Below are 23,711 nucleotides of genomic sequence, written 5' to 3' on the forward strand. Positions count from 1 at the left end.
GTGCGTGCACACGAAAACAGCAGGTCGTAGCGTATGGACGTGGTCGGCGGTGGCCGCCTCGTGGGCGGGGCTGGTCGTGGAGATATCGCTCGTGGCGACCGTCCTGTTCCTGTGGGGAATCGCGCACCTCCCGCCCGACGCGGACAGCCCCGCGCTCACCGTTGTCACCCTGCCGCTCTGGCTCGGCGTCCTGGCGGTCCTCTCCGCGATCCTCACCCTGCTGCTCGTCATGCCCGCCGCCACCCTGGCGTACCTGGTGGGCACCCGGGGCGGGGGCGGCGACGCCTGGTGGTGGACGCCCGCCGGAGCCGCCGTGGTGGCGGGCGCGGCCGTGGGCGCGACGGGCCTGGCGGCGGGCGTGGAGGCCGGGGCCGTCGGCGCGCCCGAGGTGTACGCGTGGTGGTGGCTGGCCGTCACGGCGCTCGTCGTTCCGGCGGCACTTCTGGCCCGCCTCTCCGCGCTCCGTACGGCGCGGGGCCGCCCGGGCGGTCTGGCGCGCCCCGTGCTCACCAAGGGCTGCGGCGGCGTCGTGGCCTTCTTCGCCGTCGCGGTGGCCGTGATGCTGCTGGTGGACACGGTCGTCAACTGACCCGGGCGTGCGGGCCCGGTACCCCCGTGGTGCAGGATGAATGATCGCGCCGGGCCGTCCCCGGACCCGGCGCGACCGTGATTTCGGGACAGGCAGGTACAACTTGATGAATCGTTACTCCGGATCGCCGTCTCCGGCAGTGGCGTGGGACGCCGTGGCACCGCTCTCCGGAGCCGAGGGAGGACGCCGGTGAACCGGGCGCTGACTTTGCACGACGCCATCGTCGCGGGCATCTGGGTGGCCGTCGGCCTCGCCGCGGCCCTCGTCCTGCGGGTGATCCTGCGCTGGCTCGCCGAGCGGGCCCTGCGGACCAAGTGGGAGGGCGACGACATCATCGTCGACATCCTGCGCACGATCGCCCCGTGGTCCGCGGTGGCGGGCGGCCTGGCCGCGGCGGCCGCGGCCCTTCCGCTGAACCGTCCGGTCGGGCACATCGTCAACGAGACCCTGACGACGTCCATCGTCGTGGCCGCGACCCTCACCGCCGCCCGCGTGGTCGGCGGCCTGGTGCGGACCGTGGCGCAGTCGCGGTCCGGAGTGGCCGGATCGGCCACCATATTCGTCAACATCACACGCATCGTGGTGATGGCGATGGGCTTCCTCGTCATCCTCCAGACGCTCGGCATATCCATCGCTCCGCTGCTCACCGCCCTCGGCGTGGGCGGTCTCGCGATCGCCCTCGCGCTGAAGGACACCCTGGCGAACCTGTTCGCGGGCGTGCACATCCTCGTCTCGAAGACCGTCCAGCCCGGTGACTACATCCGGCTCAGCAGCGGTGAGGAGGGTTATGTCGTCGACGTCAACTGGCGCAACACGGTGGTGGAGCAGCTCAACAACAACCGGGTCATCATCCCGAACGCCAAGCTCGCCGGCACCAACATGACCAACTTCACCCGGCCCGAGCAGAAGCTGTCCGTCACCGTTCAGGTGGGCGTCGGCTACGAGAGCGACCTCGAGCACGTCGAGGAGGTCACCATCGAGGTGGCCGAGAAGGTGATGAAGGAGGTACCCGGCGCCGTCCCCGACCACGAGCCGGCCGTCCGTTTCCACACCTTCGGCGACTCCCGGATCGGCTTCACGGTGATCCTCGGGGTCGGCGAATTCAGCGACAAGTACCGCATCAAGCACGAGTTCATCAAGCGACTCCATGAGCGCTATCGCGCCGAGGGCATCCGCATCCCCGCACCGGAGCGCACCGTCTCCCTCCGCCAGGGCGGCGAGGCCGCGATCCCGCACCCCCGGGTGTCCCCCGACACGGCGGACCTGCCGCGCCCCGCGGCCTGAACGACGATCACAGACGATCACATGCGTACCCGGCTTCGTCGGTTTCGTCGGCGACGCGGGAGAACGGGAGGAAACACGTGCGCGCCGCTCGATGGAGGACACGGAACGGCGGCTGGGCCCTTGCCGTCGCCCTGACCCTGGGAGCCACGGCCGGTTGCGGCGGCGGTACGGACGCGCGCGACGCGGACCGCCCCACCGCCGCGGGTACGGCGAAGCCCACGGGAACCGGGAAGCCCGTGGGAAGCGAATCTCCCACCACTCCGGACACGGTCCTGGACGCCCAGGCCCTGCGGCGCGCGCTGCCCGACCTCCAGAGCATGCCGACGGGTTGGAGGGCCGGATTGGTGCCGCTCGGCGTCCGGGACGTACCGGAGGCGGAGCGCTGCCGGAAGGACGGCGAGCCGCAGGAGAACTGCACGCTCCACGGGAGCCGGGGCATGGCGCAGTACCGGCCCCAGGGCGATGCCGGCGTCGTCGACATCACCCTGCTCGCCTACCCCGACCTGCGGACGTCGGAGACCGCCTACCAGAACCGCACCGGCTCCGAGGCGGACCGGGGCAGCGCCCTCTCCATGCCCCGCGTCGGCAACGAGAGCGCGGCCTTCGCCCACCCGCGAGCCCCCTACGCCGGGCCGAACATCACGCTGACGGTACGGGTGGGAACCGCCATCGCCGGCCTGACCTACCAGGACGCGGACAAGAACCCGGACAGCTCGCGCGCCCTCCTGTCGGTGGCCCGCATGCAGGCGAAACGCCTCCTCCAGACGGAGCAGGGCCAGCCCGCCACCGCGATCGCCGAATGACGCGACGGGCCGTGCCGGGTTCGCCGGGCGCGGCCCGTGTCGTCGCCGCGCACGGGCATTGTCAGTGGTCGATGCGACGATCTCTCAAGAGACGATCCCTCAAGGGGCGTGCGGCGGGTGCCGCGGCCGTGCGGATCGAGGACGAGGAGCGAGTCGTGCGCATCGTGGTGAGCGAGTTCATCAGCCTGGACGGCATCGTGCAGGCACCGGGCGGGCCCGAGGAGGACACCGACGGCGGGTTCGCCCACGGCGGCTGGTCGCACCCGTTCTTCGAACCGGAGACGGTGGGCGGCGCCTTCGCGGACGCCTTGACGAAAGCCGAGGCACTGCTGTTCGGCCGTCGCACCTGGCAGACGATGGCGGCCGCCTGGCCGGAGCGCGCGGGCGACCCGTTCGCCGACCGGATGAACGCCATCCCCAAGCACGTCGTCAGCCACACCCTGCGCGACGACCAGCTGGCCTGGCACAACACCACCCGTATCCCCGGTGACCAGGTGCTCGTCCGCATCCGCGAACTCCGCGCGACCGAGGGCGGCGACCTGCTCGTCATGGGCAGCCCCACCCTCGTCCGGACCCTCCTCCGGGAGAACCTGGTCGACGAACTCCGGCTCATGATCATGCCGGTGCTCCTCGGCGGCGGAAAGACGATCTTCCCCGGCGACGGCGAGCTGCGCTCCCTGGAGCTGGTCTCGACGGTCACCAGCGGCACGGGCGTCCACGTGTGCACCTACCGGCCGACGGCCGGGAAGTAGCACCCCGACGCTCCGGTGAGCGTCACCCCGGAGTACGGGTCTGGCGCGGCCCCGAGGGCGCGGTGCCGCGCAAGGGCACGGCGGCCATCACCGGCCTGTGGCTGGCGTCGGTGGGCACGCACTTCGCCCTGGGCCTGTGGATCGACCATGCCGCCGTGTGACCGGTCGCCCCGAGCGGCCGGAGCGGGGCGATCCCAGCGTGACCTGGGTGGCCTGTATCGGGTCGTGATGCTTCACAGGCGGACATTTTGTTGCCAGCATCGAGGAAGCAGTTGTGTGTCGTCGCAACGGGGGCGCGACCTGATGAGCCTGATGAAACCCTTGCTGCCCGCCGACCCACGGGTGGTCGGATCGTACCGGCTGGTGGCACGCCTGGGCGGCGGGGGAATGGGACAGGTCTTCCTCGGGCGCTCCCGTGGCGGCCGGACGGTCGCGGTGAAGCTGGTACGGCCGGAGCTCGCCGGGGACCCGGTGTTCCGCAGGCGGTTCGCCCAGGAGGTCGACGCCGCCGGCCGGGTCAACGGCTTCTACACCGCGCAAGTGGTGGAGGCGGACACCGGCGCCGACCCACCATGGCTGGTCACGTCCTACATCCCCGGCCCGTCCCTGCGCGACGCGGTCGACCGCTGCGGCCCACTGCCCGCCGCCACGGTCGCCGTGCTCGGGGCCGGACTGGCCGAGGGACTGGGCGCCATCCACGGCTGCGATCTGGTGCACCGCGACCTCAAGCCCGCGAACGTGATCCTCGCCGAGGACGGTCCCCGCGTCATCGACTTCGGGATCGCCCGCGCACTGGACGCCACCTCCCGCGTCACCCAGTCGGGAGTGATCGGCACCCCGCCCTTCATGTCCCCCGAACAGCTCCAGGGCCGCGAGGCCACCATGGCCAGCGACGTGTTCTCCCTGTCCGCCGTGCTGGCCTATGCCGCCACCGGACGCGGCCCGTTCGGTGACGGCCCCACCGCTTCCGTCGTCTACCGCGTCGTCCATGACGAGCCCGACCTGCTCGGCGTTCCTCCCGAGCTCGCCCCACTGATCGCGGCGGGCCTGGCCAAGGCCCCGGGCAAACGGCCCGGCGTCCGCGAGATCCTGGACCACTGCGCCGCGCACGTCGGCACCACCACGATGTGGCTCCCGCCCGCCGTCACCGACCTGATCACCGAACAGGCGGCACGAACCAGGGCCCTGACCACGGAGGTGGCTCTCCCACCACGACCACTTGCCCCCGCGGCTCCCGCTGTCCCCGCGGCCCCCACGCCCCCCACGCCCCCCGCGAAGGAACCGTCGCGACAGGCCCGGACCGTCAGGGCCCGCTTCAGCGTGGTCTCCGGCTACGACACCCTCTTCATGCCGACGATCCCGGTCGGCCGGTGGGACGGCATCCGGAACGTGACCGTGGTCCGCCCACGCAAGAGGGCGGGCGAGGCGGTCGCCCTCGGCGACCCCTTGCTCGAGGTGGTCGCGGACCGCGACGAATACGTGATCACCTCACCGGTCCGGGGAGTCCTGCGGGCCATGTACCACCGCCCGGGGGAGTCCTTGCGCACCGGCGCCACGATCGCGGTGTTCAGGGCCCGTACGACGCCCACCCCGGCCGTCGCCGCCGGGCGGCCGCCCGAGAAGAACGCGAGCCAAGCCGCCGCCAGCACCGGCCCCACCCACGGCGGACGGCCCTTCCGACGGCGCCTCTCCGCGCGCCACGCGCTGATCGGGTCCCTCGTCCTCGCCGTCGCGCTGGCCGTCATGGCCCTGGTGAGCGTGGAGAGCAGCCTTTTCGAGAAGGGGATCTACACGGCTCAGGCGGGTGACTGCGTCGCCGAGGAGATCAAGTCGACCCACACGGAGTGGTACACCATGCCCTGCCTCCTCATGCGAGCACGCGACTCCTGGAACCACGAGGGCTCCAAGCACTTCTTCAAGGTGTTCCACCGCATCGAAGCGCCGGCCGGCAAGGCGATCGACGACGTCTGCGCCCAGCACCTCACGGACCCGGCGGCCGGGTACCGGACGACCGACTGGGGCGACATGGCCCTGTGCGTGACACTCCTGTGAGACAGGAACACGCATCGTGTGGCACAAGTCACCGGCGTCGGCGTCACGAATCCGGCCCGCGCGGTGTCTACATGGTGAGTCATATATGCAGGGGAGAGGCGACAATCGGCATGCGGGGTGGGCGTTGAGCACGGGGCGGGATTTCGCGGAGTGCCGGCCGCTGCTGTTCACGATCGCGTACGAGATCCTCGGCAGCGCGGCGGACGCCGAGGACGTGGTGCAGGACAGTTATCTCCGCTGGCACGGTGTGGACCAGGAGCGCGTCGAGCACCCGCGCGCGTACCTGGTGCGTACGGTCACCCGGCAGGCGCTGAACCATCTGCGCACGACCCGGCGCCGGCGCGAGGACTACGTGGGGCCCTGGCTTCCCGAACCGGTCCGCACCGAACCGGACGTGAGCGAGGACGCCGTGCTCGCGGAGTCGGTGTCCATGGCGATGCTGCTGGTGCTGGAGACACTGAGCCCGGACGAGCGCGCGGTGTTCGTGCTCCGCGAGGTGTTCGGCTACTCCCACCGTGAGGTCGCCGGCATGGTCGGCAAGACGGAGACCACGGCCCGTCAGATCGCGCACCGCGCCCGCGAGCACGTGCGGTCGAGGCGCAGGCGTTTCCACCACGACCCTCGCGCCGCACAGGAGATCGTCGGCCGCTTCCTGAGCGCGGCCGGCACGGGTGACGTCGCGGCCCTGATGAGCCTGATGGCGCCGGGCGTCGTCCACGTCTCCGACGGCGGAGGCCGGGTCAGCGCCGCCCGCCGCCCGGTCGTGGGACGCGAGAAAGTCGCACGGTTTGTCGCCGGGCTCGCCAGGACGAGCGCGGCCGGAGCCCGGGCGGAGTTCACGAACTGCAACGCCCTGCCCGCGTTGTTGGTCAGCCTGGACGACCGGCTCGACAACGTGCTGATCTTCGAGATCGAGGACAACCTGATCCAGGGCATGTACGCCGTGCGCAACCCCGACAAACTCGGGGCGGCCGTCGCCCCGCGCCCGCTCGACCGGGGGAGGGGCGACGAGGCGGCGGCCGGGAACCCGTGAGGGAAGGGAAGCCGCCACCGCCGCCGCCGGGTGCCCGGGTGCCGGGGTGCCCGGGTGTCACCGGGTGGTGGCCAGTCGCTCACGCCACCAGTCCACCGTCGCCTTCACCTGTTCGGCGACAGGCGTGGCGCGCACGGCGAACGCGGCTTCGTAAGCGCTCGCATCGATGACGAACGGCCGGTCGAACTGGTAGCGGATCTCCTTGAGTTCGCGGATCAGCGGCGAGAACACCGACGCGACACCCAGCACGGCGGGCGGCAGCCCGCGCACCGCGACCGGCCCCGTTCCCGCCTGATCCGCGAGGCGGCCGACCATGTCCCGGACGGACAGCGCGGGCTCCGTCGGGACGTGCCACGCCCGCCCCCACGCCCGCTCCTCACCGGCGACCTCGACCAGAGCCGCGGCCACGTCGGGGAGATAGCTCCAGCTGTGCGGGGCGTCGGGGTTCCCGAGCGTGGAGACCGCCTTGCCGCGCAACAGCCGTGGCACGACCCGCGCGGCCAGATGCCCGCCGTCGGTCACGACGGGCCCGAAAAAGTCCGAGGCCCGCACTTCGACCGCCTTGATACGACCCTGCTCGTGCAGTTTCCGCGCCTGCTCCCACACGGCCGCGCGCACCCGCCCCTTGGGCCCGGTGGCGGCGAGCGGCAGCTCCTCGGTCATGGGACCGTGACCGTTCACGGGCCCGTAGCCGTAGAGGTTGCCCAGCATGACCAGGACGGCCCCGGTGTCCTCGGCCGCCGCGCAGAGCGACGAGGCCAGCGGCGGCCACTCACTCGCCCAGCGATGGTAGGGCGGTGCGGCGCAGCTGTAGAGCGCGGCCGCGCCCCGCACGGCCTCGCTCAGCCGCTCGCTGTCCGCCGCGTCCAACGCGACGTGCTCGATGCCGGGCTCCGGGCTTCGACCCGACCTGGTGACGACCCGTACCGAATGGCCCCGCTCGGCCAGCAGCCGGGCGGTGGCGGCCCCGGCGGGCCCGAATCCTATGACGACATGAAGGTTCACCCGCGAACACTAACGTGAGTGGGTGTCACGGCACCGAGGTGGACGATCCCCGCCCACCTCGTACTGGAGCAGACGCGGCGAGTTCTCGAAGCCGTGCCGGGAGTACGCGGGGACGGCCCGGTCGCTCGAGTGCACCGTCACCCGCTCCAGGCCCAGCTCACGCGCCCATGCCAGGACCGCCTCGATCAGTTCCCCACCCAGGCCGCGGTCACGCTCACCCGGCACCACGTACACGCACTGCACGTCCCCCGACGTCCGCGTGAACGCCCCCGGGTGCGGCACGCGCCCGGTGATCGCCAACCACGCCATGCCGATGACCACGTCGCCCCGGACCAGCACCACGCACCGGTGCGTGGACTCGTTCTCCCGCGCCCACGTCACGAAGCGGGGCACGAACTCGTCCAGCGCGGCGTCGGGAGTCCCGTACTTCTCTCGCACCCAATGCCAGCGAAGCGCGGCGACCGCCGACAACTCCTCGCTCCGGCAGGGGCGGACGGCGATATCGTTCATGCCTTCATCCTGGCGTTGGCACGAGCGAGGTTGACCTCGAACCGCTCGAGTGCGCCCGCGGCGGCCTCACGCTCCGCGCCGGTGAGGCCGTCGGTGGTGAGGCTCTCCAGCTCGTCCCAGACGCGTTCGACTTCCCGGCGCAGTGCCTGACTGGCGGGCGTGGGCTCGATGATGGCGGCCCGTTTGTCGGTGGGGCTGGGGCGGCGGCGGACGAAACCGGCGCTCTCCAGGCGCTTCACCGTACGGGTCATGGTGGCGGCGTCGGAGTCGAGGAGCCGGACGAGATCGGCCTGACGCTGGGGGCCGAGATCCCACAGCTGCATCATCACCAGCTCCTGGCCGGGGTGCAGCCCGACGCGGCGCAGGAGCTGCCCGGCGAGCATGCGGTGCAGCCGGGCGACGCGGAAGATCGCATGGCTGATCGGCCCGGCGCCGGCGGACGAGGGAACCGTGACCATGGCCGCGCCGCGCCCCGCCGTACCGGCGGCGTCGGGCCGCGTCCTCTTGTGGGCGGCTTCCTTCATGGACCAGGCATCCCTTCTAGCGGCAGTATCTGCTCGGACAGCTAAAAGCCTAGCTGCGAGGCGGCCGTGACGCAGACCACCCTCTGCCGGGAATGCCGACGCGAGAGTACTTGTTCGGACAGGTAAATCGGATCCGCTGCCGATCCGCACGGCCCACGGTCGGCAGTCCCCGGACGCCGGCCCGAGCAAAGGACTAGTGACATGACCACTGCGTTCGAACCGTTCCTGCTGGGCGGCGTGCGCCTGGCCAACCGCATCGCCATGGCCCCCATGACCCGCAGCCGCGCCGGCGTGGGCGGCACGGCCACGGAATCGACGGCGGTGTACTACGCCCAGCGCGCCGGCGCGGGGCTGATCGTCACGGAGGGGACCCAGCCGTCGGTCGTCGGCCAGGGCTACCCCGACACCCCGGGCCTCCACTCGGCCGAACAGGTCGCCGCCTGGCGGCCGGTGACCGACGCCGTGCACCGCGACGGCGGCGTGATCTACGCGCAGCTCATGCACACCGGACGCATCGGCCACCCCAGCCTCCTGCCCGACGGTGTCGTCCCCGTCGGCCCGTCACCCGTCGCCGCCAAGGGCCAGGTCTTCACCCACGAGGGCCCGAAGGCGTTCGTCACGCCGCGGGAGCTCACCGACGAGGAGATCCGGCGGACGATCGCCGACTTCGCCGACGCCGCCCGCAACGCGATCGACGCCGGCTTCGACGGTGTGGAGATCCACGGTGCGAACGGCTACCTCGTCCACCAGTTCCTCGCGCCCAACTCCAACCGGCGCACCGACGCGTGGGGTGGCACGACCGAGGGCCGGATCCGCTTCGCGGTCGAGGTGGCCACGGCCGTCGCGGAGGCCATCGGCGGCCACCGGGTGGGCTTCCGTATCTCTCCCGGCAACCCCTTCAACGACATCGCCGAAGAAAACCTCGAGGAGACCTACGGCGCACTCGTGCGCGCGCTCGCGCCGCTGGAACTGGCGTACCTCCACCTGATGGAGGGCCCGCACCGGGGCCTCACCCTGAACCTGCGCGAGAACTGGCCGGGCGCGTTCATCCTCAACCCCTTCACCCACCCGGAGACGACCGGCCCCGACGCGCTCGCCCTGATCAAGGACGGCACCACGGACCTCGTCTCCTTCGGCTCGATGTTCCTGGCCAACCCCGACCTCCCCCACCGCCTGCAGCAGGGCGGCCCCTTCAACACGCCTGACCCGACCACCTTCTACGGCGGTGACGACCAGGGCTACACCGACTACCCGTCACTGACGGCCTGACCCTAGGTTGTTCCGGCGGGGTCGCGGGGTCACCGCTGTCGCGCCCGGTAAAGATCCCGTATCAGCGCGATCTCCGCGCCGTGGTGCAGCAACTCCTGGTTGACCCACCACACGACATCGACGAACGGTTCCTCGGCGTCGCTCCCATGGGGATAGGCGCAGTACCCCACGGTGTCGAGCACGGAATCGTCGTCGATGCCGAGCAGTGCCTTCCGCCAGGCGGCCGCGCCCGCGTCGAACGCCGCGATCGCCCCCGCGACCTCCCCGTGGTCGAGGTAGTCGTCTCGGGTCAGCACGTGGCCGCCCGCCGTGTGGTCCGCGCGTAGGGTCAGCATCTCGCTGAGGTGGCTCAGGCGCCAGGCGATGGTGGTGAACGGCGGCGGCCAGGGGTGCGGGTACGGCGCGGCGTCGCGGCCCCATTCGCCCCTACCGGCCAGGAAGGTCGCTCGCGGCCCCGGTCCGTCCACGCGCCGCCGGACCGACCAGCAGCCCGGGACCGGTTCCCAGAGGAACTCGGCATCGGCCATGGGGCCGACCTCGGTGTCGGCCCCGTCGCCGCTGTCCATGACGGGACCCGTCAGCCGGTCGGCGAGGCGCTTCCGCGCGAAGTCGAACTGCTTCAGCAAGGGCACGAGACGGGACGGGATCACAAGACGCTCCTGCGGCCGGCGGGTCGGCCCGTTGAGGAAGGACGATCTGCTGACCCGCCAGCCTGCCAGAGCCGGCACCGGCACCGCGTCCCAATTTCCGAGGCCTGATCAGGACAGCGCGGCGATGAGCTCTTCGCGGCACGTGACACGGCGGACAGCATTATCCCGGCCCCTACCGTGTCAACCCCCTAGATATGGGGATGTTCGCTCTCGCGAGCACGCGGGATCCTCGTCGATGAGCGGCCCGAACAGGGCCCCGGGCCCCGGCTCCGAGGGGGAGGGAGCCGGGTCCCGCCCCCGTCCGGCCCGGAACGCCCGGGCTGAGCGGTGAGGCGAAGCGGTGAGGCGCGGAGCCCGGTCAGTGACCGGCGGCCTTGACGAGGGCGACGACGGTGCCGATCGCCGCGTCCGCCACCCCGGCCAGCAGTGCGACAGCCGTGTGGGCGCCCATGCGGACGCCTCCGTACCAGCCCCACGCGAACAACACCCCCACGCTCACCCCCGCCGCGGTGAGGAGCGCCGTCCGCAACTCCATCGCCCCGAGAGCGGACAGCGCGATGAGGACCAGCGGTCCGACAGCCGAGAGCAGCAGCGGGCTGGACACGAACAGCGTCTGCCGGAGTTGCCGCCCGCTGTCTTCCGGCCCGTGCATGACCCGATGCGCTTGCCCGTCCGCGACGATGGAAGTCAGCCACAGCCCCACCGCTGTGACCGCGACCGACACGGCGGCACCCCTCGGTCCGGCATGCCCGGAATGCGCCAGGCCCACCACCACCGCGATCATGGTGATCGTCGCGTAGAGACGTTCCTTCAACCTGGACGCGATCAGGACGGCATGATCCAGGTCCTGCCCGGGCCACCCGGATTCCGGGGCCGTGTCGTCCATGGCGCCCACCGTACGGTGGGTCGCCGACGCCGAGCGCCAACCGTTCCGGGGCATCCCCCGGCCGGCCCAGCGTTCGCGCGGCTCGACCACCGCCCCGTGTGCTCCGGGCGGTCACCCGGAGAACACGGGGCGGATCACGCGGCGAAGCCGCTCGTCGTCAGTGGGTGTACAGCCACCAGTAGTACTTGTACTGGTCGTTGTTGTATTCGCGCTTGCACTGGTATTCGTGCCAGTTGCCGTGGTCCTGGCCGTCCTTGCCGGCCTTGCGGCAGGTCTGCTCGTCGGCGTACGGGCCGTGCTTGTCCCAGTGCTCCTTCACCGGGTCGACCTGCTGGCTCGTGGCGCTGCCGCTCGGGCTCGGGGACTCATCCGACGGAGCCGCGACGGCCGCCCCCGCCGTACCGGCCAGCAACAGCACCGCGGTGACGGTCGCCGCCGCCGGTGCGAGGCGGAAGGTCCTCGACTTCATGGGCTTACCTCTTTCCTTGGCATCTGCCCCGATAGTGGGCGCGGAACGCGGCCGCCGGAACGGGCGTACGGGGGCGGGACGCCGAGGACGGCCCGCGCGGGCGGGCTCGAACCTCACGCGGCGTGGGGAAGGAGGTGGGTTGTCACGCGACGGCTTTCGCCCGGCCCTGTGTCGCGGCGCGACAGCAGGTCAACACCTGCGTGACAGTGCCGTCGTCCTCTTCGATGTCCCGGACGTGCTCGAAGCCGATCCTGCCCAGCAGGGCCAGCGAGGCATGGTTCCGCGCGGCCACGGTGGCGTGCACCTCGGGCAGCCCGAGCGTGTCGAAGCCGTAGGCGACGAGCTTCTCCGCCAGCTCGGTCCCCAAGCCGTTACCCCATGCCGTGGGGATCAGGGCGTAGACGATCTCGTGGCCACCGACCACATCGGTCGGTTTGATCTCGGCATGCCCGATCAGGACTCCGTCCCGGCGCACAGCCCAGACGTCGAAAAGCTTCCGGGCGTAGACCTTGGTGAAGATCCGCCCGAACAGGGCCCGGTCGTCCGCCTCGGAGGCCGGGCCGTCGCCCATCCACTGGGACACCCTCGTGTCCTGGAACAGAGCGACGAAGCCTTCTTCGTCCTCCGGTACGTACGGCTCCAGCAACAGGCGCGCGGTGCGCAGAGTCGGGATCATGAACGGCGACGGTAGCCACACGGCACAGAGCGGGGCAATCCACTTTCCCGTGTGCGCCTGACCCGTGCGCGCCGACCCGCAGTCAATCCGGTCGCGGATCCCCAGCACGAACTGGAATGATCCAGACATGGGACGAACCTTCGAGGAGCTGGTGGCGGAGGCGGAAGAGGCCCCCGTGACGGGCTGGGACTTCTCCTGGCTCGACGGCCGGGCCACCGAGCAGCGCCCGTCATGGGGTTATCAGCACATGATGGGCGAGCGCATGGCGCATGCCGCGGCGGCCCTGGACATCCAGACCGGCGGGGGAGAGGTACTCGCCGGGGTGCCGAAGCTACCGCCGCTGGTGGTGGCCACGGAGTCGTGGCCGCCGAACGTGGTCAAGGCCACCCGGCTGCTGCACCCCCTCGGCGCGGCCGTCGTCCACGACGAGGACGAGCCACCGCTGCCGTTCGCTGACGAAGCCTTCGACCTGGTCGTCAGCCGGCACCCGGTGACGGTGTGGTGGGAGGAGATCGCCCGGGTGCTCAGGCCCGGGGGTACGTACTTCTCCCAGCAGGTCGGTCCCGCGAGCGTCTTCGAACTGGTCGAGTACTTCCTGGGCCCGCAGCCGGAGGAGGTGCGCCGCAAGCGGCACCCCGACGACGCCCGCCGCGCGGCGGAGGCCGCCGGGCTGGAGGTCGTCGATGTCCGCGCGGAATCCCTGCGCACCGAGTTCCTCGACGTCGGCGCGGTCGTCTACTTCCTCCGCAAGGTGATCTGGATGGTCCCGGACTTCACCGTCGACCGGTACCGGGACCGCCTGCGCGAGCTGCACGAACGCATCCACAGCGAGGGCCCCTTCGTGGCACACACCGCGCGGTTCCTCATCGAGGCCCGCAAGCCTTACTGACTCCCGGGGTGGGCATCCGTCGGCACCGTCAAGAACCCTTGGCGGCGGCCGGGTGTCCGGTGCGCAGGTGACGGTTACTTCTCGGAACAGCCGGCCGCGGGTTCTCGGCCGCCCTCCGCCGTGCTTCCCCGCATGAGTCCGCATGAATCTTCATGAGCCAGGAAGAATTCGGGGGAATTCACATGGCACGCTTCAACACCCGTGCCGCCACGCCGGCCCGCCCGGCCTCGCTTGTGACCACGACGGGGCACACCCGCACCCACCCCGGCGGCAAGGGGCACGCGCGCGACGACCGCTCCGAGCTGTTCCTGCACGCGGTCGCCGACTTCGTCTCCCAGCAGACCCACTATGAGAAGACCACGGATCGCGACGATCGGTTCGCCGCGCTCGTGAGCAGGCTCGCCGTCGAGGACGCCGCGTGGACCGCCGGCCTCCTGGGACGGCTGCGCGGCGACGGCCGGATGCGCACCGCCTTGCTCGTCGGCGCCGCCGAGTACGTCAAGGCCCGGCTGGACGCGGGCGCCACTGACGGCTCCACGGACGACGGCCCGACGAACCGTCAGCGAACTGTTCGGGGACGCCCTCGACTGCCGCCACAACCCGGACAGCGCCCGCCCGCCCGCCTCGGACCGCACCCTCGCCGCGCACCAGGCGTTGATGGTCGTGCCCGTCGCGGAACGCCGCGCCCTGATCACCGGCCCCGTCGGCGCTGAGCGGCTCGCGGACGCGGGCATGACCTGGGAGGCCGGCATACCTCCATGGGCACCATGGCCCTCGTCCGCAACCTGCGGAACTTCGACGAGGCCGGCGTGTCCGACGAAGTCGCCCAGCGGGTGGCCGCCCGGATCGCCGATCCGCAGGAGGTGGCCCGGTCCGGGCAGTTCCCCTTCCTGTACCTGGCCGCGTACCAGCACGCCCCGTCGCTGCGCTGGGCCTGGTCGCTCGAGCAGGCCCTCGGCCACTCGCTGGCGAACGTCCCGGCGCTCCCCGGCCGGACCCTGATCCCGGTGGACCGCTCCGGCTCCATGTGGTCGCCGCTGTCCGACCGGTCCCGGCTCAACCGCGCGGACGCCGCCGCCGTCTGCGGCACGGCGGTGTCGATGCGCGCCGCGCACGCCGACCTCGTCGAGTTCGGCACGACCAGCGCGCCTGTGGTCCACCGCGAGGGCGAGTCGGTCCTCGAGGTACTGGAACGCTTCGGCAGCCTGGGCGGTACCGACACCACGGAGGCCGTGCGCCGGCACTACCGGGGCCAGGACCGCGTCCTGATCGTCACCGACGAGCAGGCCGCGTACCGCCACGCGCACGGCCCGACCGAGCGGGTCCTGCGGAGACGGGCAGCCCGCATCCGGGCTCTGGGGATCACACCTTGTCCCGCCGGTGTGCCGAAGCTCCCTGGCGAGGCCGGGCTCACCGCGTGGGGTTCAGGTCGTCGAGCTCCGCCATCACATCGGCGAGCGTTGCCTCAGCTAGACACGCAAGTGACAACGGACAGTTTCGCGGCGGCATGACGGAGGATGTCTTCCAGGCACTCGCGGACCACCCCCGACGCACAATCTCGACGAGCTGTCCGAGCGGAACAGTCACGCGCTCTGCGAGGTCTGCGCCCGCCCCAACCATGAGGAACGCGCTGAGCCTGCCGCACTGGAGGCGACCGGAGCTGGTGCGCGCACGCCGCCAGGGCGGCTACACGTTCCATGACCTGCACACCGAACCGCTTGAGCAGATCGCCGTCCGGTGGCTCAGGCGCGAACCCGCCGGAGGCATCATGATCAGCATTCACGTGACCAGCGTCTTCGTCGACGACCAGAGCAGGGCCCTGACCTTCTACACCGACAAGCTGGGCTTCGAGAAGAAGAACGACATCCCCATGGGGCCGGCACGCTGGCTCACCCTCGTCTCCCCGGCCGCCCGCGACGGCGTCGAGCTGCTGCTCGAGCCGGATACCCACCCGGTGGCCAAGCAGTACAAGGAAGGCCTGATGGCGGACGGAGTCCCGGCCGCCTCCTTCTCCGTGGACGACATCCACGCGGAGCACACGCGCCTGACCGGCCTCGGCGTCAAGTTCACCCAGCCGCCGACGCTCATGGAACCGTTCACGACGGCGGTTCTCGACGACACCTGCGGCAACCTCATTCAGCTGACACAGCTGCCGTAAGCCCGCGCTTGAGTTTGACCTCCGGTCCGGCGATGGAACGGGAGTGGCTGCCCCGCCTCGCCGCCCCGCCGCCCCGCCGCCCCGGCTCACCAGGGGATCGGCCCGTCGACGTCGAAGTAGCCTCCGGTGGGGCCGTCCGGGCCCAGTCGTGCCATGCGGACGATGATCTCGGCGCCCTCCTCGACGGTCTGCGTGCCGGAGTGCTGGTTCAGGTCCGTGGCCGTGTAGCCGGGCTCCACCGCGTTCACCCGCATGTTCGGGAAGGCCTTCGCGTACTGCACGGTGATCATGTTGACCGCGGCCTTCGAGGCCGGATAGGCGACGCCGGGGTAACCGAAGCCCGGCGTGTCCGGGTCGGCGGCGCGGGTCAGCGAGGCCAGGCCGCTGCTCACGTTGACCACGACCGGCGCGGCGGACCGCTGGAGCAGCGGCAGGAACGCATGGGTGACACGCACGACGCCGAAGACGTTCGTGTCGAAGACCCGTCGCATCATGTCGGCGGTGATCTCCGCCGGCCCGGCCACACCTCCGTCCGGCGTCCGCTCCTCGATGCCGGCGTTGTTGATCAGGACGTCCAGTCCGCCGTCGGCCTCGATCGTCTTCGCCGCGGCGGCGACGGAGGCGTCGTCGGTGACGTCGAGGACGACCATCCGTGCCCCCAGCCGCTCCGCCGCCCGGCGGCCCCGCTCGGCGTCCCGGCTGCCGATGTAGACCGTGTGGCCCGCCGCGAGAAGACGGCGGGCGGTTTCGTGGCCGAGACCCTTGTTCGCTCCGGTGATCAGCGTTGTCGTCATGATCCCAGTCTTCTCCCAGATGGCGCGGCGAGCCAAGGGCGTACCGTCCGATCACGTCGGCACCGACGGAACGCCCCGTCCCGGTCGGCGCCCCGGCGACAACCGCCTCAAGGCCCGTAACCTTGCGGCGATATGGCGGACCTATCGCGCTGCCGGAGCCCAGGGACTCATGGCGACCGGCCCGGTCGAGGACGAGATCGCGGTGAAGACCGGACCCGCACCGACACGCTGCCGGCGGGGCGGCGGCGGGGCGGCGGCCAGGTGGCCGGGACGCGATCCGCGCCCGGCGCGAGTGCGCCAGCGGGAGTGGCCTTCGCGCCACCCATGACCGGCCAAACCCGCCCCCAACCGCTCCGATAGCATGTTCGATCACAAGACGACCGCCCCCGACGCCCGCCCTTCACCCGAAAACATGTCACCCAGCGCGACAAGCACTCCCTTTACCCAATATCTAACAAAACGGCCGGACAATTGATATCTACAGACTCGCGAATAAATCGTAGATCTGCGTTCTCCGCGTGGCGTCAACCACGGGTAATACTGTGGACCGTGGCGAGTGTGGTGGCCCTCGGATTCCTTGTCGCGCTGGAGATCGCCGCGCGTCACTACGGAATGCGCGGGCCGATTACCAACCAGGCGCGCGAGGTGATATTCGCTCCCAAATCGGGGCCGCTGCTGTACGCCAGCATGGCGTTGATGATGGTGGTGCTCACCTGGCGGGAACGAATGATCGCGGCCGGTGTCGCGGTCGGCATCGACGTCGTCTTCTTTCTGGTGCGGTGGGCGTTCGACGCCAAGATGATGTTCGGCAACGGCGCGCTGTGGGTGGTCCTGGGCTACGCGGTCATCGCTGTCACGCGCCGCACCGGCCGGGAACGCGCCCTGCTGCTGAAGGGCGTCGGGCTGGGACTGCTGCTGGTCGCCGGTCGCAAGACAGGCGACACCTGGCTGCTCGTCACCTCGAAGACCCGCCCGACGGTCCTCGACCAGTACGTGGCGACCGCGGACCACGCGCTGGGCGACCCGTCGTGGCTCGCGGGCCGGATCGTCAGGGCCACCGGCCCGATCGGCGACCACATCCTCGACTACGTCTACATCCAGCTCGCGGTGGCGGCGGTCGTCGTCGCGCTGTACCAGCTGCGCAACGTGGCGGCCGAGCGCCGCTTCCCGAGTCACCACCTGGTGCGCACGTTCCTGGTGATCGGCCTCCTCGGCCCCGGCATCTACATGATCTTCCCGGTGGTCGGGCCGATCTTCGCCTACGGCGCCGACGGCGGGCACTGGGCGGTGGCCGATCTGTGGCCGAACACGCCGCCCACCGGTGTGCCGCACCACATGCCGTTCAACGAGATCACCCCGCGCAACTGCATGCCCAGCCTGCATACGGCGTGGGCCACTGCGATATTCATCCATTCCCGCAGGGGCCCGCGAATTCTGCGCTTCTTCGGTGTGTTCTGGCTGATCGCCACGCTCGGCGCGACGCTGGGATTCGGTTACCACTACGGCACGGACATCGTCGCCGGCGTCGTGTTCACGCTCACGATCGAGGCGGCTCTGCGCTCGCTCGAGCGCGGCTGGGACCGGTCGGGAATCCAGCTGGTCGCCTACGGTGCGGCGGTCTTCACCGCCCTCCTGCTGTCGTACCGCTATCTGTCGGTGGAAATGGCCGAGCAGCCGTGGGTGTTCGGACCGCTGATCATGCTGTCGATGATCTCGGTGATCTACGGCTACATACGGACCACCAAGCTGTGGGAACCGAAAGCCACGCCGGCACGGCAGCCGGAACCACAGCCCGAGCTGGTCTGAGCCTCTGGAGCCACTAGGGCCTCTGGAGCCATGAGGGCTTCTGGGGCCACGAGGCCCCTGGAGCCACACGCCCCTCCCGCTTGCCTAAAGCCTTTAGGTAACTGCATAATCGGTTCAGGCGAACGGGAGGGACGCTATGGCACGCGCGGGACTGACCACGGAACGCCTCGTGCAGGCGGGAGCGGAGCTGGCCGACGAGGTCGGCTTCGACGAGGTGACCGTCTCGGCACTGGCCAGACGGTTCGACGTCAAGGTCGCGAGCCTCTACTCGCACCTGAAGAACTCCCAGGACCTGAAGACCAGGATCGCCCTGCTCGCCCTGGAGGAACTCGCCGACCGCGCCGCCGACGCCCTCGCCGGGCGGGCCGGCAAGGACGCGCTGACCGCCTTCGCCGACGTCTACCGCGACTACGCCCGTGAGCACCCCGGCCGCTACACCGCGGCCCGGCTCAGGCTGGACCCCGAGACGGCGGCCGCGAGCGCCGGCGTCCGGCACGCCCGGATGATGCGGGCGATCCTGCGCGGCTACGACCTGACGGAGCCGGACCAGACCCACGCGGTACGGCTGCTGGGCAGCGTCTTCCACGGCTACGTCAGCCTGGAGGCGAGCGGCGGTTTCAGCCACAGCGCCCCCGGCTCGCAGGAGTCCTGGGAGTGGACCCTGGACGCCCTCGACGCCCTGCTGCGCGCCCGGCCCTCCTCCTGACCCGAAAACGCGCCCGACAAGCGGACCGACAAGCCGACCGACAGGCCCGACCGACAGGCTGAGAGCATGCACACCGCCGAGCACGACTGGATCACCACGCCCATCACCGCGGACATCCTCCGCGGCGCCCTCGACCTGGAACGCACCCCCCACGGCCTGCTGCCGCACCGGCTGCCCGCCCGGGCCCGCGCCCAGTGCGCCGACGGGCAACTCGCCATGGCGGAGTCCCAGCCCTCCGGCGTACGGCTGGCCTTCCGGACGGGGGCCACCGCCGTCGAGCTCGACACGCTGCCCACCAAGCGCGTCTACGTGGGAGTGCCGCCCCGCCCCGACGGCGTGTACGACCTGCTCGTCGACGGCCGCCTGACCAGGCAGGCCCATGTGACCGGCGGAAACACCCTGACCATCGACATGGCCACCGGAACCGCCGAGCACCGGCCCGGCCCGGCCGGCACCGTCCGCTTCACCGGCCTGCCCGAAGGCGTCAAGAACGTCGAGATCTGGCTGCCGCACAACGAGACCACCGAACTCGTCGCCCTGCGCACCGATGCCCCCGTCGAGCCCATACCGGACCGGGGCCGCAGGGTGTGGCTGCATCACGGCAGCTCGATCAGCCACGGCTCCGACGCCGCGAGCCCCAGCACCACCTGGCCCGCGCTCGCCGCCTCCCTCGGCGGCGTGGAACTGATCAACCTGGGCCTGGGCGGCGGCGCCCTGCTCGATCCGTTCACCGCCCGCGCCCTGCGCGACACCCCCGCGGACCTGATCAGCCTCAAGCTCGGCATCAACCTCGTCAACAGCGACCTGATGCGCCTGCGCGCCTTCGCCCCCGCTGTCCACGGCTTCCTCGACACCATCCGCGACGGCCACCCGATCACACCCCTGCTGGTCGTCTCGCCCATCCTGTGCCCCATCCACGAGGACACCCCCGGGCCCAGCGCCCCGGACTTCGCCGCCCTGAGCGGCGGACGACTGCTCTTCCGGGCCACGGGCGACCCGGCGGAGCGCGCCGGCGGGAAACTGACCCTCACCGTCATCCGCGACGAACTGGCCCGCATCGTGCGGCAGCGGGCGGCCGACGACCCGAACCTCCACCATCTCGACGGCCGTGACCTCTACGGCCAGGACGATGCCGCCGAACTGCCCCTGCCCGACCGGCTCCATCCGGACGCGGCCACTCACCGCCTCATCGGTGAGCGCTTCGCCGGGCGGGCCTTCACCACCGGCGGCCCCTTCGCGGACCACACCGCCTGATACTGGGGGAGCCTGACACCGGGGAGGGGGAGAAGGAGGGATGGCCGAAGTGCTCCGTTCCCGTCACGCCCGTCGTATCCCCGGCGGCTACTGTGGCGTTGAGATTCGCATGGAGGATCCCATGAGCGCCCGGCCCGACCACGCACCGGCCCCGCCGTCCGTCCCACCGCCCGCCCCCGCTCCCGCCGCGGCCGTGCGACTGCTCGCGCGCATCCGTGCCGACCGCCGCGCCGAGCGGTGGGTGCCGGCCTTCGAGCAGGACTGGGCGAAGGCCCTGGAAGACGCCCGCTACAGCTACAGCCTCACGCCCGTCCACGATGTCGTGCGCGCGTGGCAGGCGCGCCTGGCCGTCACCCCGGCCGTCGACGCGTTCCTCGCCGCCGGCATGGACGATTCCGACGGCGTCGCGTCGGAGGACGCGCTCGGGATCCGCCCGTGAGCGACGCGGCCTGGCCGGCGCGGCTGTCGCCGAAGGCTCTCGGCGTGCTGGACGCCCTTCCGGAGCCCGTCCGCGAGACACTCCGCGACGTGCTGGACATCGCCTCCCGTGACCCGTGGTCCTTCCCGGCCTTCGACCGCCGGGACCCCGAGGGCGAGGACGTGCGCTCAGCCGCGATCGGGCACCTCACCGCCGTCTACTGGATCAACCGCGCGGCCGCGCGTCTGCACGTCATCGACATCGTCTGGCTCGGCTGACGGACGACCCCGACGCCCGTGCCTCACGGCTACGGTCTCGCGTCGGGCGGCGGCCCGTCGTCGGTCACCGACGACAGGTTCTGGACCTTCCGCGCCTTGTCGACGATGGCCGGCACCGCGTCCAGCGCGGCGGGCGAGAGTCCCTGGGTGCGCGGGGCGAGGTCGCGCACCCGGACGTCGCGCAGCGCCGTGGCCAACCTCAGCTGCGAGCCGACACGTTCGGCCAGTGCCCCTTGTTGACAATTGATCCATGGCACGGCGTACGCTCGCGTGCCAACCCATTCGCTCGAGTGGGCGGCGCGTGGCTCCGAGCCGCCCACGGTCCTGCGAACCCGGTCCCGCGCACTCGGAGGTCAGCACATTGAACGCAGCCACCCACTTACGGCTCTTCCGCACCTCCCGCAACACACCGACCGCCCGTCGCCCCCGTCGCGCCCGCCTTGTGTGGGGCGCCGCGGCACTCCTCGTCGCCGGCGCCGCCCTGCCCACGGCGGCCGCGCCGACGGGCGGGGGGAACGCCGATCACAACCCCCGCAAGGCCAGAAACGTCATCCTGCTCATCGGCGACGGCATGGGCGACCAGGAAGTCACCCTGGCCCGCGACTACACCGTCGGCGCCGGCGGCCGCCTCGCCCTCGACCGCTTCCCCGCGACCGGCAAATACACCACGTACTCCGTCGACAGCAAGGGCCGCCCCGACTACGTCACCGACTCGGCGGCGAGCGCCAGCGGCTGGTCCACGGGCCGCAAGACCGTCAACGGCCGCGTCTCGAAGACGCCGGACACCGACGTCGCCGTGCCCACCGTCCTCGAACTCGCCCGCCGCAAGGGCCTGGCCACCGGATCGGTCACCACCGACGAGCTCACCGGCGCCACCCCCGCCGCCATGGCCTCCCACGTCACCGAGCGCGGCTGCCAGGGCCCGGCCGACATGGCCCGCTGCCCACGCGACACCATCGGCCGCGGCGGGCCCGGCTCCATCGCCGAACAGTCCGTACGGCTGCGCCCGGACGTGCTCCTCGGTGGCGGCCGGCAGCGCTTCGACCAGAGGATCACCGAAGGCCCGTACCGGGGGCTGACCGTGACCCAGCAGGCGGAGAAGCAGGGCTACCACGTCGTCACCGACGAGCGCGGGCTGCGGGCCGCCGGGCCGGACCGCCCGCTGCTCGGCCTGTTCTCGCCGGACTCGCTCCCGGTGGAGTGGAGCGGCAAACGCGCGGCCGCCGGTGGCACCCCGCCGCAGCGCTGTGTCACCAACCCCGCGCGCCCGGCCGGCACCCCGACCCTGGCGGAGCTGGCCACCAAGGCGATCGGGCTGCTGGAGGCCAGGACGAAGGACCGGAGCGGGCCGGACAAGGGCTTCTTCCTCCAGGTCGAGGGCGCCTCCATCGACAAGCAGGCCCACGAGGCCGACCCCTGCGGGCAGATCGGGGAGACCGCCGCGTTCGACCGCGCCGTCAAGGCCGCCCAGGACTACGCCGCCCGCCACCCCGACACCCTGGTGGTCGCCACCGCCGACCACGCCCACAGCACCCAGATCCTCCCCGTCGACGTCAACCCGCCCGGGCTGTCGGCCACCCTCGTCACCGACGAGGGCAGCAGGGTCAAGGTCGGCTACTCCACCACCGACACACCCCAGGATGGCCAGGAGCACACCGGCACCCAGGTGGGCATCTCGGCCCGGGGCCCGAATTCGGACCGCGTCCAGGGAGTCACCGACCAGACCGAGCTGTTCACCACGATCACGACCGCGCTCGGACTGCGCTGACCGCGCGAGGAAATCCGGGCAACCCGTGGCGGTTTCCGGGAAAAGAATTCCCGGAAACCGCCGCGGGATTCCCGCCGTCAGCAGTACAGGTTGCCACCCGGCGTCACGCCGAGGAGCGACGTGAATCGCTGATAGCTCGACACCCGGCTCTGGACCTGGCCGGGGTTGCCGCCATTGCATTCCAGGGAGCCGTTGATGCTGCGGATCGTCTCCCCGAATCCACGGCTGTTGACCATGGCGTCGTGCGGGGTCATGGTGCCGGGGCCGCGCTGGGTGTTCCAGTACCACAGCGCGGTCTTCCAGGAGACGGCCGCGTCGGTCTGGACGAGCGAGGGGTTGTTGAGCAGGTTGATGCCGAGGGCGTCACCCGCCGCCTTGTAGTTGAAGTTCCAGCTGAGCTGGAGCGGTCCCCGGCCGTAGTAGGCGCTCTGGCCGGCCGGGCAGCCGTAGGGCTGGTTGCGGTCGCAGTAGTGGGGGTAGTTGGCGGTGTTCTGCTCGACGACGTAGACCAGTCCGCCGGTCTCGTGGTCGACGTTGGCGAGGAAGGCGGCGGCCTCCTGCTGCTTGATCTCCTTGCTGCCCGTGTTGGCGAATCCGGGGTACGCGCTCAGCGCGGCGACGAGCCCGCTGTAGGTGTAGAAGGCGTTCCGCCTCGGGAACATCTGGTTGAACTGCGCCTCGCTCACCGGGAAGGCGCCGGGCTTGCCGGGATCGCCGCCTCCCTGACAGGTGTACGGGTCCCAGTACCACGTGCTGATGACCGGGTCGTACCCGGGGTTGTCGTGCTCCGCGATGTAGTACCGCCCGTCGGTGTACCGGACGACCGTGCCGGTCGTGTACCAGGTACCCGCGGTCCAGGTCTTCGCGTTGTCGCAGGGGCCGGCGGCGCTCGCCGTGGTGGCGGGGGCGAGGACGGCCATGCCGATCAGGGCCAGTAAGCCCAGCAGCAGGGCCGCGACGCGGTTTCTTCTCACGATGGCTCCTAGTGGGGATCGAGCGAATCGCTGACGGCGAATCAGAGCCGCGAGTGGCGGTCTGCGGGATCTCTCACCGTCGCGAAGTGCAGTGAATATCCGGGCGAGTTTGGATGTCAACAGCAGGTATCGCCACCGGCCTAACTCGCCGTATTTACCCATGA

Annotated in this window: 25 protein-coding genes and 1 pseudogene; 16 read left to right on the forward strand and 10 right to left on the reverse strand. The window is 71.1% G+C overall.

Translation table 11 applies throughout. The features are described from left to right. Window positions 1-4: 4 nt before the first annotated feature. The 6 genes from EKH77_RS33285 (at window position 5) to EKH77_RS32210 (ending at window position 6,513) form a co-directional block, all read left to right on the forward strand. On the forward strand, window positions 5-589 hold the full coding sequence (locus EKH77_RS33285) for a hypothetical protein (protein ID WP_164737933.1): 585 nt from the start codon (window positions 5-7) through the stop codon (window positions 587-589). 189 nt (window positions 590-778) lie between these two features. Beyond that, a complete protein-coding gene (locus EKH77_RS32185; RefSeq protein ID WP_126917691.1) occupies window positions 779-1,873 on the forward strand; it encodes a mechanosensitive ion channel family protein in 1,095 nt (364 codons plus the stop codon). 77 nt (window positions 1,874-1,950) lie between these two features. Next, the gene (locus EKH77_RS32190; protein WP_126917692.1) at window positions 1,951-2,676 is read left to right on the forward strand and encodes a hypothetical protein; all 726 of its coding nucleotides are present in this window, start codon (window positions 1,951-1,953) and stop codon (window positions 2,674-2,676) included. Between the two features lie 155 nt (window positions 2,677-2,831). After that, window positions 2,832-3,428, forward strand: a complete 597-nt coding sequence (locus tag EKH77_RS32195; RefSeq protein ID WP_126918433.1) for a dihydrofolate reductase family protein — start codon at window positions 2,832-2,834, stop codon at window positions 3,426-3,428. A 276-nt stretch (window positions 3,429-3,704) separates the two neighbouring features. Further along, entirely contained in the window at window positions 3,705-5,480 is a 1,776-nt protein-coding gene (locus tag EKH77_RS32205; protein ID WP_126917694.1) for a protein kinase domain-containing protein, read from the forward strand. A gap of 85 nt (window positions 5,481-5,565) precedes the next feature. Then, a complete protein-coding gene (locus EKH77_RS32210; RefSeq protein ID WP_126917695.1) occupies window positions 5,566-6,513 on the forward strand; it encodes an RNA polymerase sigma-70 factor in 948 nt (315 codons plus the stop codon). Window positions 6,514-6,570: 57 nt separating this feature from the next. Here the strand turns inward: EKH77_RS32210 and EKH77_RS32220 are convergent, their stop codons facing one another. Genes EKH77_RS32220 through EKH77_RS32230 form a run of 3 tightly spaced genes read right to left on the reverse strand, consistent with a single transcriptional unit; the run spans window position 6,571 to window position 8,486 of the window. After that, window positions 6,571-7,518, reverse strand: a complete 948-nt coding sequence (locus EKH77_RS32220; RefSeq protein ID WP_126917696.1) for an NAD-dependent epimerase/dehydratase family protein — start codon at window positions 7,516-7,518, stop codon at window positions 6,571-6,573. Window positions 7,519-7,527: 9 nt separating this feature from the next. Further along, window positions 7,528-8,028, reverse strand: coding sequence for a GNAT family N-acetyltransferase (locus tag EKH77_RS32225; RefSeq protein WP_126917697.1), 501 nt, complete (start codon window positions 8,026-8,028; stop codon window positions 7,528-7,530). Beyond that, window positions 8,025-8,486: a MarR family winged helix-turn-helix transcriptional regulator gene (locus EKH77_RS32230; protein ID WP_126918434.1), complete on the reverse strand. Its 462-nt coding sequence runs from the start codon at window positions 8,484-8,486 to the stop codon at window positions 8,025-8,027. Before EKH77_RS32230 ends, EKH77_RS32225 begins: the two co-directional genes overlap by 4 nt. 267 nt (window positions 8,487-8,753) lie before the next feature. Between EKH77_RS32230 and EKH77_RS32235 the strand changes: the two genes are divergently transcribed. Beyond that, a complete protein-coding gene (locus tag EKH77_RS32235) occupies window positions 8,754-9,821 on the forward strand; it encodes an alkene reductase (RefSeq protein WP_126917698.1) in 1,068 nt (355 codons plus the stop codon). A gap of 29 nt (window positions 9,822-9,850) precedes the next feature. Here the strand turns inward: EKH77_RS32235 and EKH77_RS32240 are convergent, their stop codons facing one another. The 4 genes from EKH77_RS32240 to EKH77_RS32255 all read right to left on the reverse strand — a co-directional run bounded on the left by EKH77_RS32240 (window position 9,851) and on the right by EKH77_RS32255 (window position 12,502). Next, entirely contained in the window at window positions 9,851-10,471 is a 621-nt protein-coding gene (locus tag EKH77_RS32240; protein ID WP_240667663.1) for a DinB family protein, read from the reverse strand. A 358-nt stretch (window positions 10,472-10,829) separates the two neighbouring features. Beyond that, window positions 10,830-11,357 carry a hypothetical protein gene (locus tag EKH77_RS32245; RefSeq protein ID WP_240667664.1) on the reverse strand — a complete coding sequence of 176 codons (528 nt, stop codon included), beginning with the start codon at window positions 11,355-11,357 and terminating at the stop codon, window positions 10,830-10,832. A 157-nt stretch (window positions 11,358-11,514) separates the two neighbouring features. Beyond that, the gene (locus EKH77_RS32250) at window positions 11,515-11,826 is read right to left on the reverse strand and encodes a hypothetical protein (protein ID WP_126917699.1); all 312 of its coding nucleotides are present in this window, start codon (window positions 11,824-11,826) and stop codon (window positions 11,515-11,517) included. 142 nt (window positions 11,827-11,968) lie between these two features. Beyond that, window positions 11,969-12,502 carry a GNAT family N-acetyltransferase gene (locus tag EKH77_RS32255; RefSeq protein WP_126917700.1) on the reverse strand — a complete coding sequence of 178 codons (534 nt, stop codon included), beginning with the start codon at window positions 12,500-12,502 and terminating at the stop codon, window positions 11,969-11,971. A 127-nt stretch (window positions 12,503-12,629) separates the two neighbouring features. On the opposite strand from EKH77_RS32255, the gene EKH77_RS32260 reads away from it, so the two are divergent. The 3 genes and pseudogenes from EKH77_RS32260 to EKH77_RS32270 all read left to right on the forward strand — a co-directional run bounded on the left by EKH77_RS32260 (window position 12,630) and on the right by EKH77_RS32270 (window position 15,549). Further along, complete coding sequence (locus EKH77_RS32260; protein WP_126917701.1) at window positions 12,630-13,391, forward strand: class I SAM-dependent methyltransferase; 762 nt, start codon at window positions 12,630-12,632, stop codon at window positions 13,389-13,391. A 182-nt stretch (window positions 13,392-13,573) separates the two neighbouring features. Continuing rightward, window positions 13,574-14,716 (forward strand): annotated as a pseudogene (locus EKH77_RS32265) (TROVE domain-containing protein); the annotation flags it as partial. A gap of 446 nt (window positions 14,717-15,162) precedes the next feature. After that, window positions 15,163-15,549 (forward strand): VOC family protein, encoded by a 387-nt coding sequence (locus EKH77_RS32270; protein WP_206280064.1) that lies wholly within the window; start codon window positions 15,163-15,165, stop codon window positions 15,547-15,549. An 86-nt stretch (window positions 15,550-15,635) separates the two neighbouring features. Here the strand turns inward: EKH77_RS32270 and EKH77_RS32275 are convergent, their stop codons facing one another. Continuing rightward, window positions 15,636-16,343 (reverse strand): SDR family oxidoreductase, encoded by a 708-nt coding sequence (locus tag EKH77_RS32275; protein WP_126917703.1) that lies wholly within the window; start codon window positions 16,341-16,343, stop codon window positions 15,636-15,638. Between the two features lie 537 nt (window positions 16,344-16,880). Between EKH77_RS32275 and EKH77_RS32280 the strand changes: the two genes are divergently transcribed. The 5 genes from EKH77_RS32280 to EKH77_RS32300 all read left to right on the forward strand — a co-directional run bounded on the left by EKH77_RS32280 (window position 16,881) and on the right by EKH77_RS32300 (window position 20,805). After that, on the forward strand, window positions 16,881-18,149 hold the full coding sequence (locus tag EKH77_RS32280) for a phosphatase PAP2 family protein (protein WP_276319270.1): 1,269 nt from the start codon (window positions 16,881-16,883) through the stop codon (window positions 18,147-18,149). A gap of 136 nt (window positions 18,150-18,285) precedes the next feature. Then, window positions 18,286-18,855 (forward strand): TetR/AcrR family transcriptional regulator, encoded by a 570-nt coding sequence (locus EKH77_RS32285; protein ID WP_126917704.1) that lies wholly within the window; start codon window positions 18,286-18,288, stop codon window positions 18,853-18,855. A 66-nt stretch (window positions 18,856-18,921) separates the two neighbouring features. Beyond that, complete coding sequence (locus EKH77_RS32290; RefSeq protein ID WP_126917705.1) at window positions 18,922-20,109, forward strand: GDSL-type esterase/lipase family protein; 1,188 nt, start codon at window positions 18,922-18,924, stop codon at window positions 20,107-20,109. 121 nt (window positions 20,110-20,230) lie between these two features. Further along, window positions 20,231-20,548: a DUF6247 family protein gene (locus EKH77_RS32295; RefSeq protein ID WP_126917706.1), complete on the forward strand. Its 318-nt coding sequence runs from the start codon at window positions 20,231-20,233 to the stop codon at window positions 20,546-20,548. Continuing rightward, the gene (locus EKH77_RS32300; RefSeq protein ID WP_126917707.1) at window positions 20,545-20,805 is read left to right on the forward strand and encodes a hypothetical protein; all 261 of its coding nucleotides are present in this window, start codon (window positions 20,545-20,547) and stop codon (window positions 20,803-20,805) included. The genes EKH77_RS32295 and EKH77_RS32300 overlap by 4 nt, the downstream gene beginning before the upstream one ends. Window positions 20,806-20,834: 29 nt before the next feature. On the opposite strand, the gene EKH77_RS32305 is transcribed toward EKH77_RS32300, so the two are convergent. Then, window positions 20,835-21,002, reverse strand: a complete 168-nt coding sequence (locus EKH77_RS32305; protein ID WP_206279976.1) for a hypothetical protein — start codon at window positions 21,000-21,002, stop codon at window positions 20,835-20,837. A 164-nt stretch (window positions 21,003-21,166) separates the two neighbouring features. Between EKH77_RS32305 and EKH77_RS32310 the strand changes: the two genes are divergently transcribed. Further along, the gene (locus EKH77_RS32310) at window positions 21,167-22,573 is read left to right on the forward strand and encodes an alkaline phosphatase (RefSeq protein WP_240667665.1); all 1,407 of its coding nucleotides are present in this window, start codon (window positions 21,167-21,169) and stop codon (window positions 22,571-22,573) included. A 77-nt stretch (window positions 22,574-22,650) separates the two neighbouring features. Here EKH77_RS32310 and EKH77_RS32315 read toward each other — a convergent pair whose 3' ends face one another. Next, a complete protein-coding gene (locus EKH77_RS32315) occupies window positions 22,651-23,493 on the reverse strand; it encodes a glycoside hydrolase family 19 protein (protein WP_430981043.1) in 843 nt (280 codons plus the stop codon). Between the last annotated feature and the right edge of the window lie 218 nt (window positions 23,494-23,711).

The organism is Streptomyces luteoverticillatus, assembly GCF_003970715.1.
In the GTDB taxonomy this organism is placed as follows: Bacteria; Actinomycetota; Actinomycetes; order Streptomycetales; family Streptomycetaceae; genus Streptomyces; species Streptomyces abikoensis.

Excerpts from the sequence above, each read along its gene's own strand:
- EKH77_RS32210 (WP_126917695.1), top strand. The coding sequence starts at position 5,566 with ATGCAGGGGAGAGGCGACAATCGGCATGCGGGGTGGGCGTTGAGCACG.
- EKH77_RS32225 (WP_126917697.1), bottom strand. The coding sequence starts at position 8,028 with ATGAACGATATCGCCGTCCGCCCCTGCCGGAGCGAGGAGTTGTCGGCG.
- EKH77_RS32230 (WP_126918434.1), bottom strand. The coding sequence starts at position 8,486 with ATGGTCACGGTTCCCTCGTCCGCCGGCGCCGGGCCGATCAGCCATGCG.
- EKH77_RS32235 (WP_126917698.1), top strand. The coding sequence starts at position 8,754 with ATGACCACTGCGTTCGAACCGTTCCTGCTGGGCGGCGTGCGCCTGGCC.
- EKH77_RS32245 (WP_240667664.1), bottom strand. The coding sequence starts at position 11,357 with ATGGACGACACGGCCCCGGAATCCGGGTGGCCCGGGCAGGACCTGGAT.
- EKH77_RS32250 (WP_126917699.1), bottom strand. The coding sequence starts at position 11,826 with ATGAAGTCGAGGACCTTCCGCCTCGCACCGGCGGCGGCGACCGTCACC.
- EKH77_RS32255 (WP_126917700.1), bottom strand. The coding sequence starts at position 12,502 with ATGATCCCGACTCTGCGCACCGCGCGCCTGTTGCTGGAGCCGTACGTA.
- EKH77_RS32260 (WP_126917701.1), top strand. The coding sequence starts at position 12,630 with ATGGGACGAACCTTCGAGGAGCTGGTGGCGGAGGCGGAAGAGGCCCCC.
- EKH77_RS32275 (WP_126917703.1), bottom strand. The coding sequence starts at position 16,343 with ATGACGACAACGCTGATCACCGGAGCGAACAAGGGTCTCGGCCACGAA.
- EKH77_RS32285 (WP_126917704.1), top strand. The coding sequence starts at position 18,286 with ATGGCACGCGCGGGACTGACCACGGAACGCCTCGTGCAGGCGGGAGCG.
- EKH77_RS32290 (WP_126917705.1), top strand. The coding sequence starts at position 18,922 with ATGCACACCGCCGAGCACGACTGGATCACCACGCCCATCACCGCGGAC.
- EKH77_RS32295 (WP_126917706.1), top strand. The coding sequence starts at position 20,231 with ATGAGCGCCCGGCCCGACCACGCACCGGCCCCGCCGTCCGTCCCACCG.
- EKH77_RS32315 (WP_430981043.1), bottom strand. The coding sequence starts at position 23,493 with ATGGCCGTCCTCGCCCCCGCCACCACGGCGAGCGCCGCCGGCCCCTGC.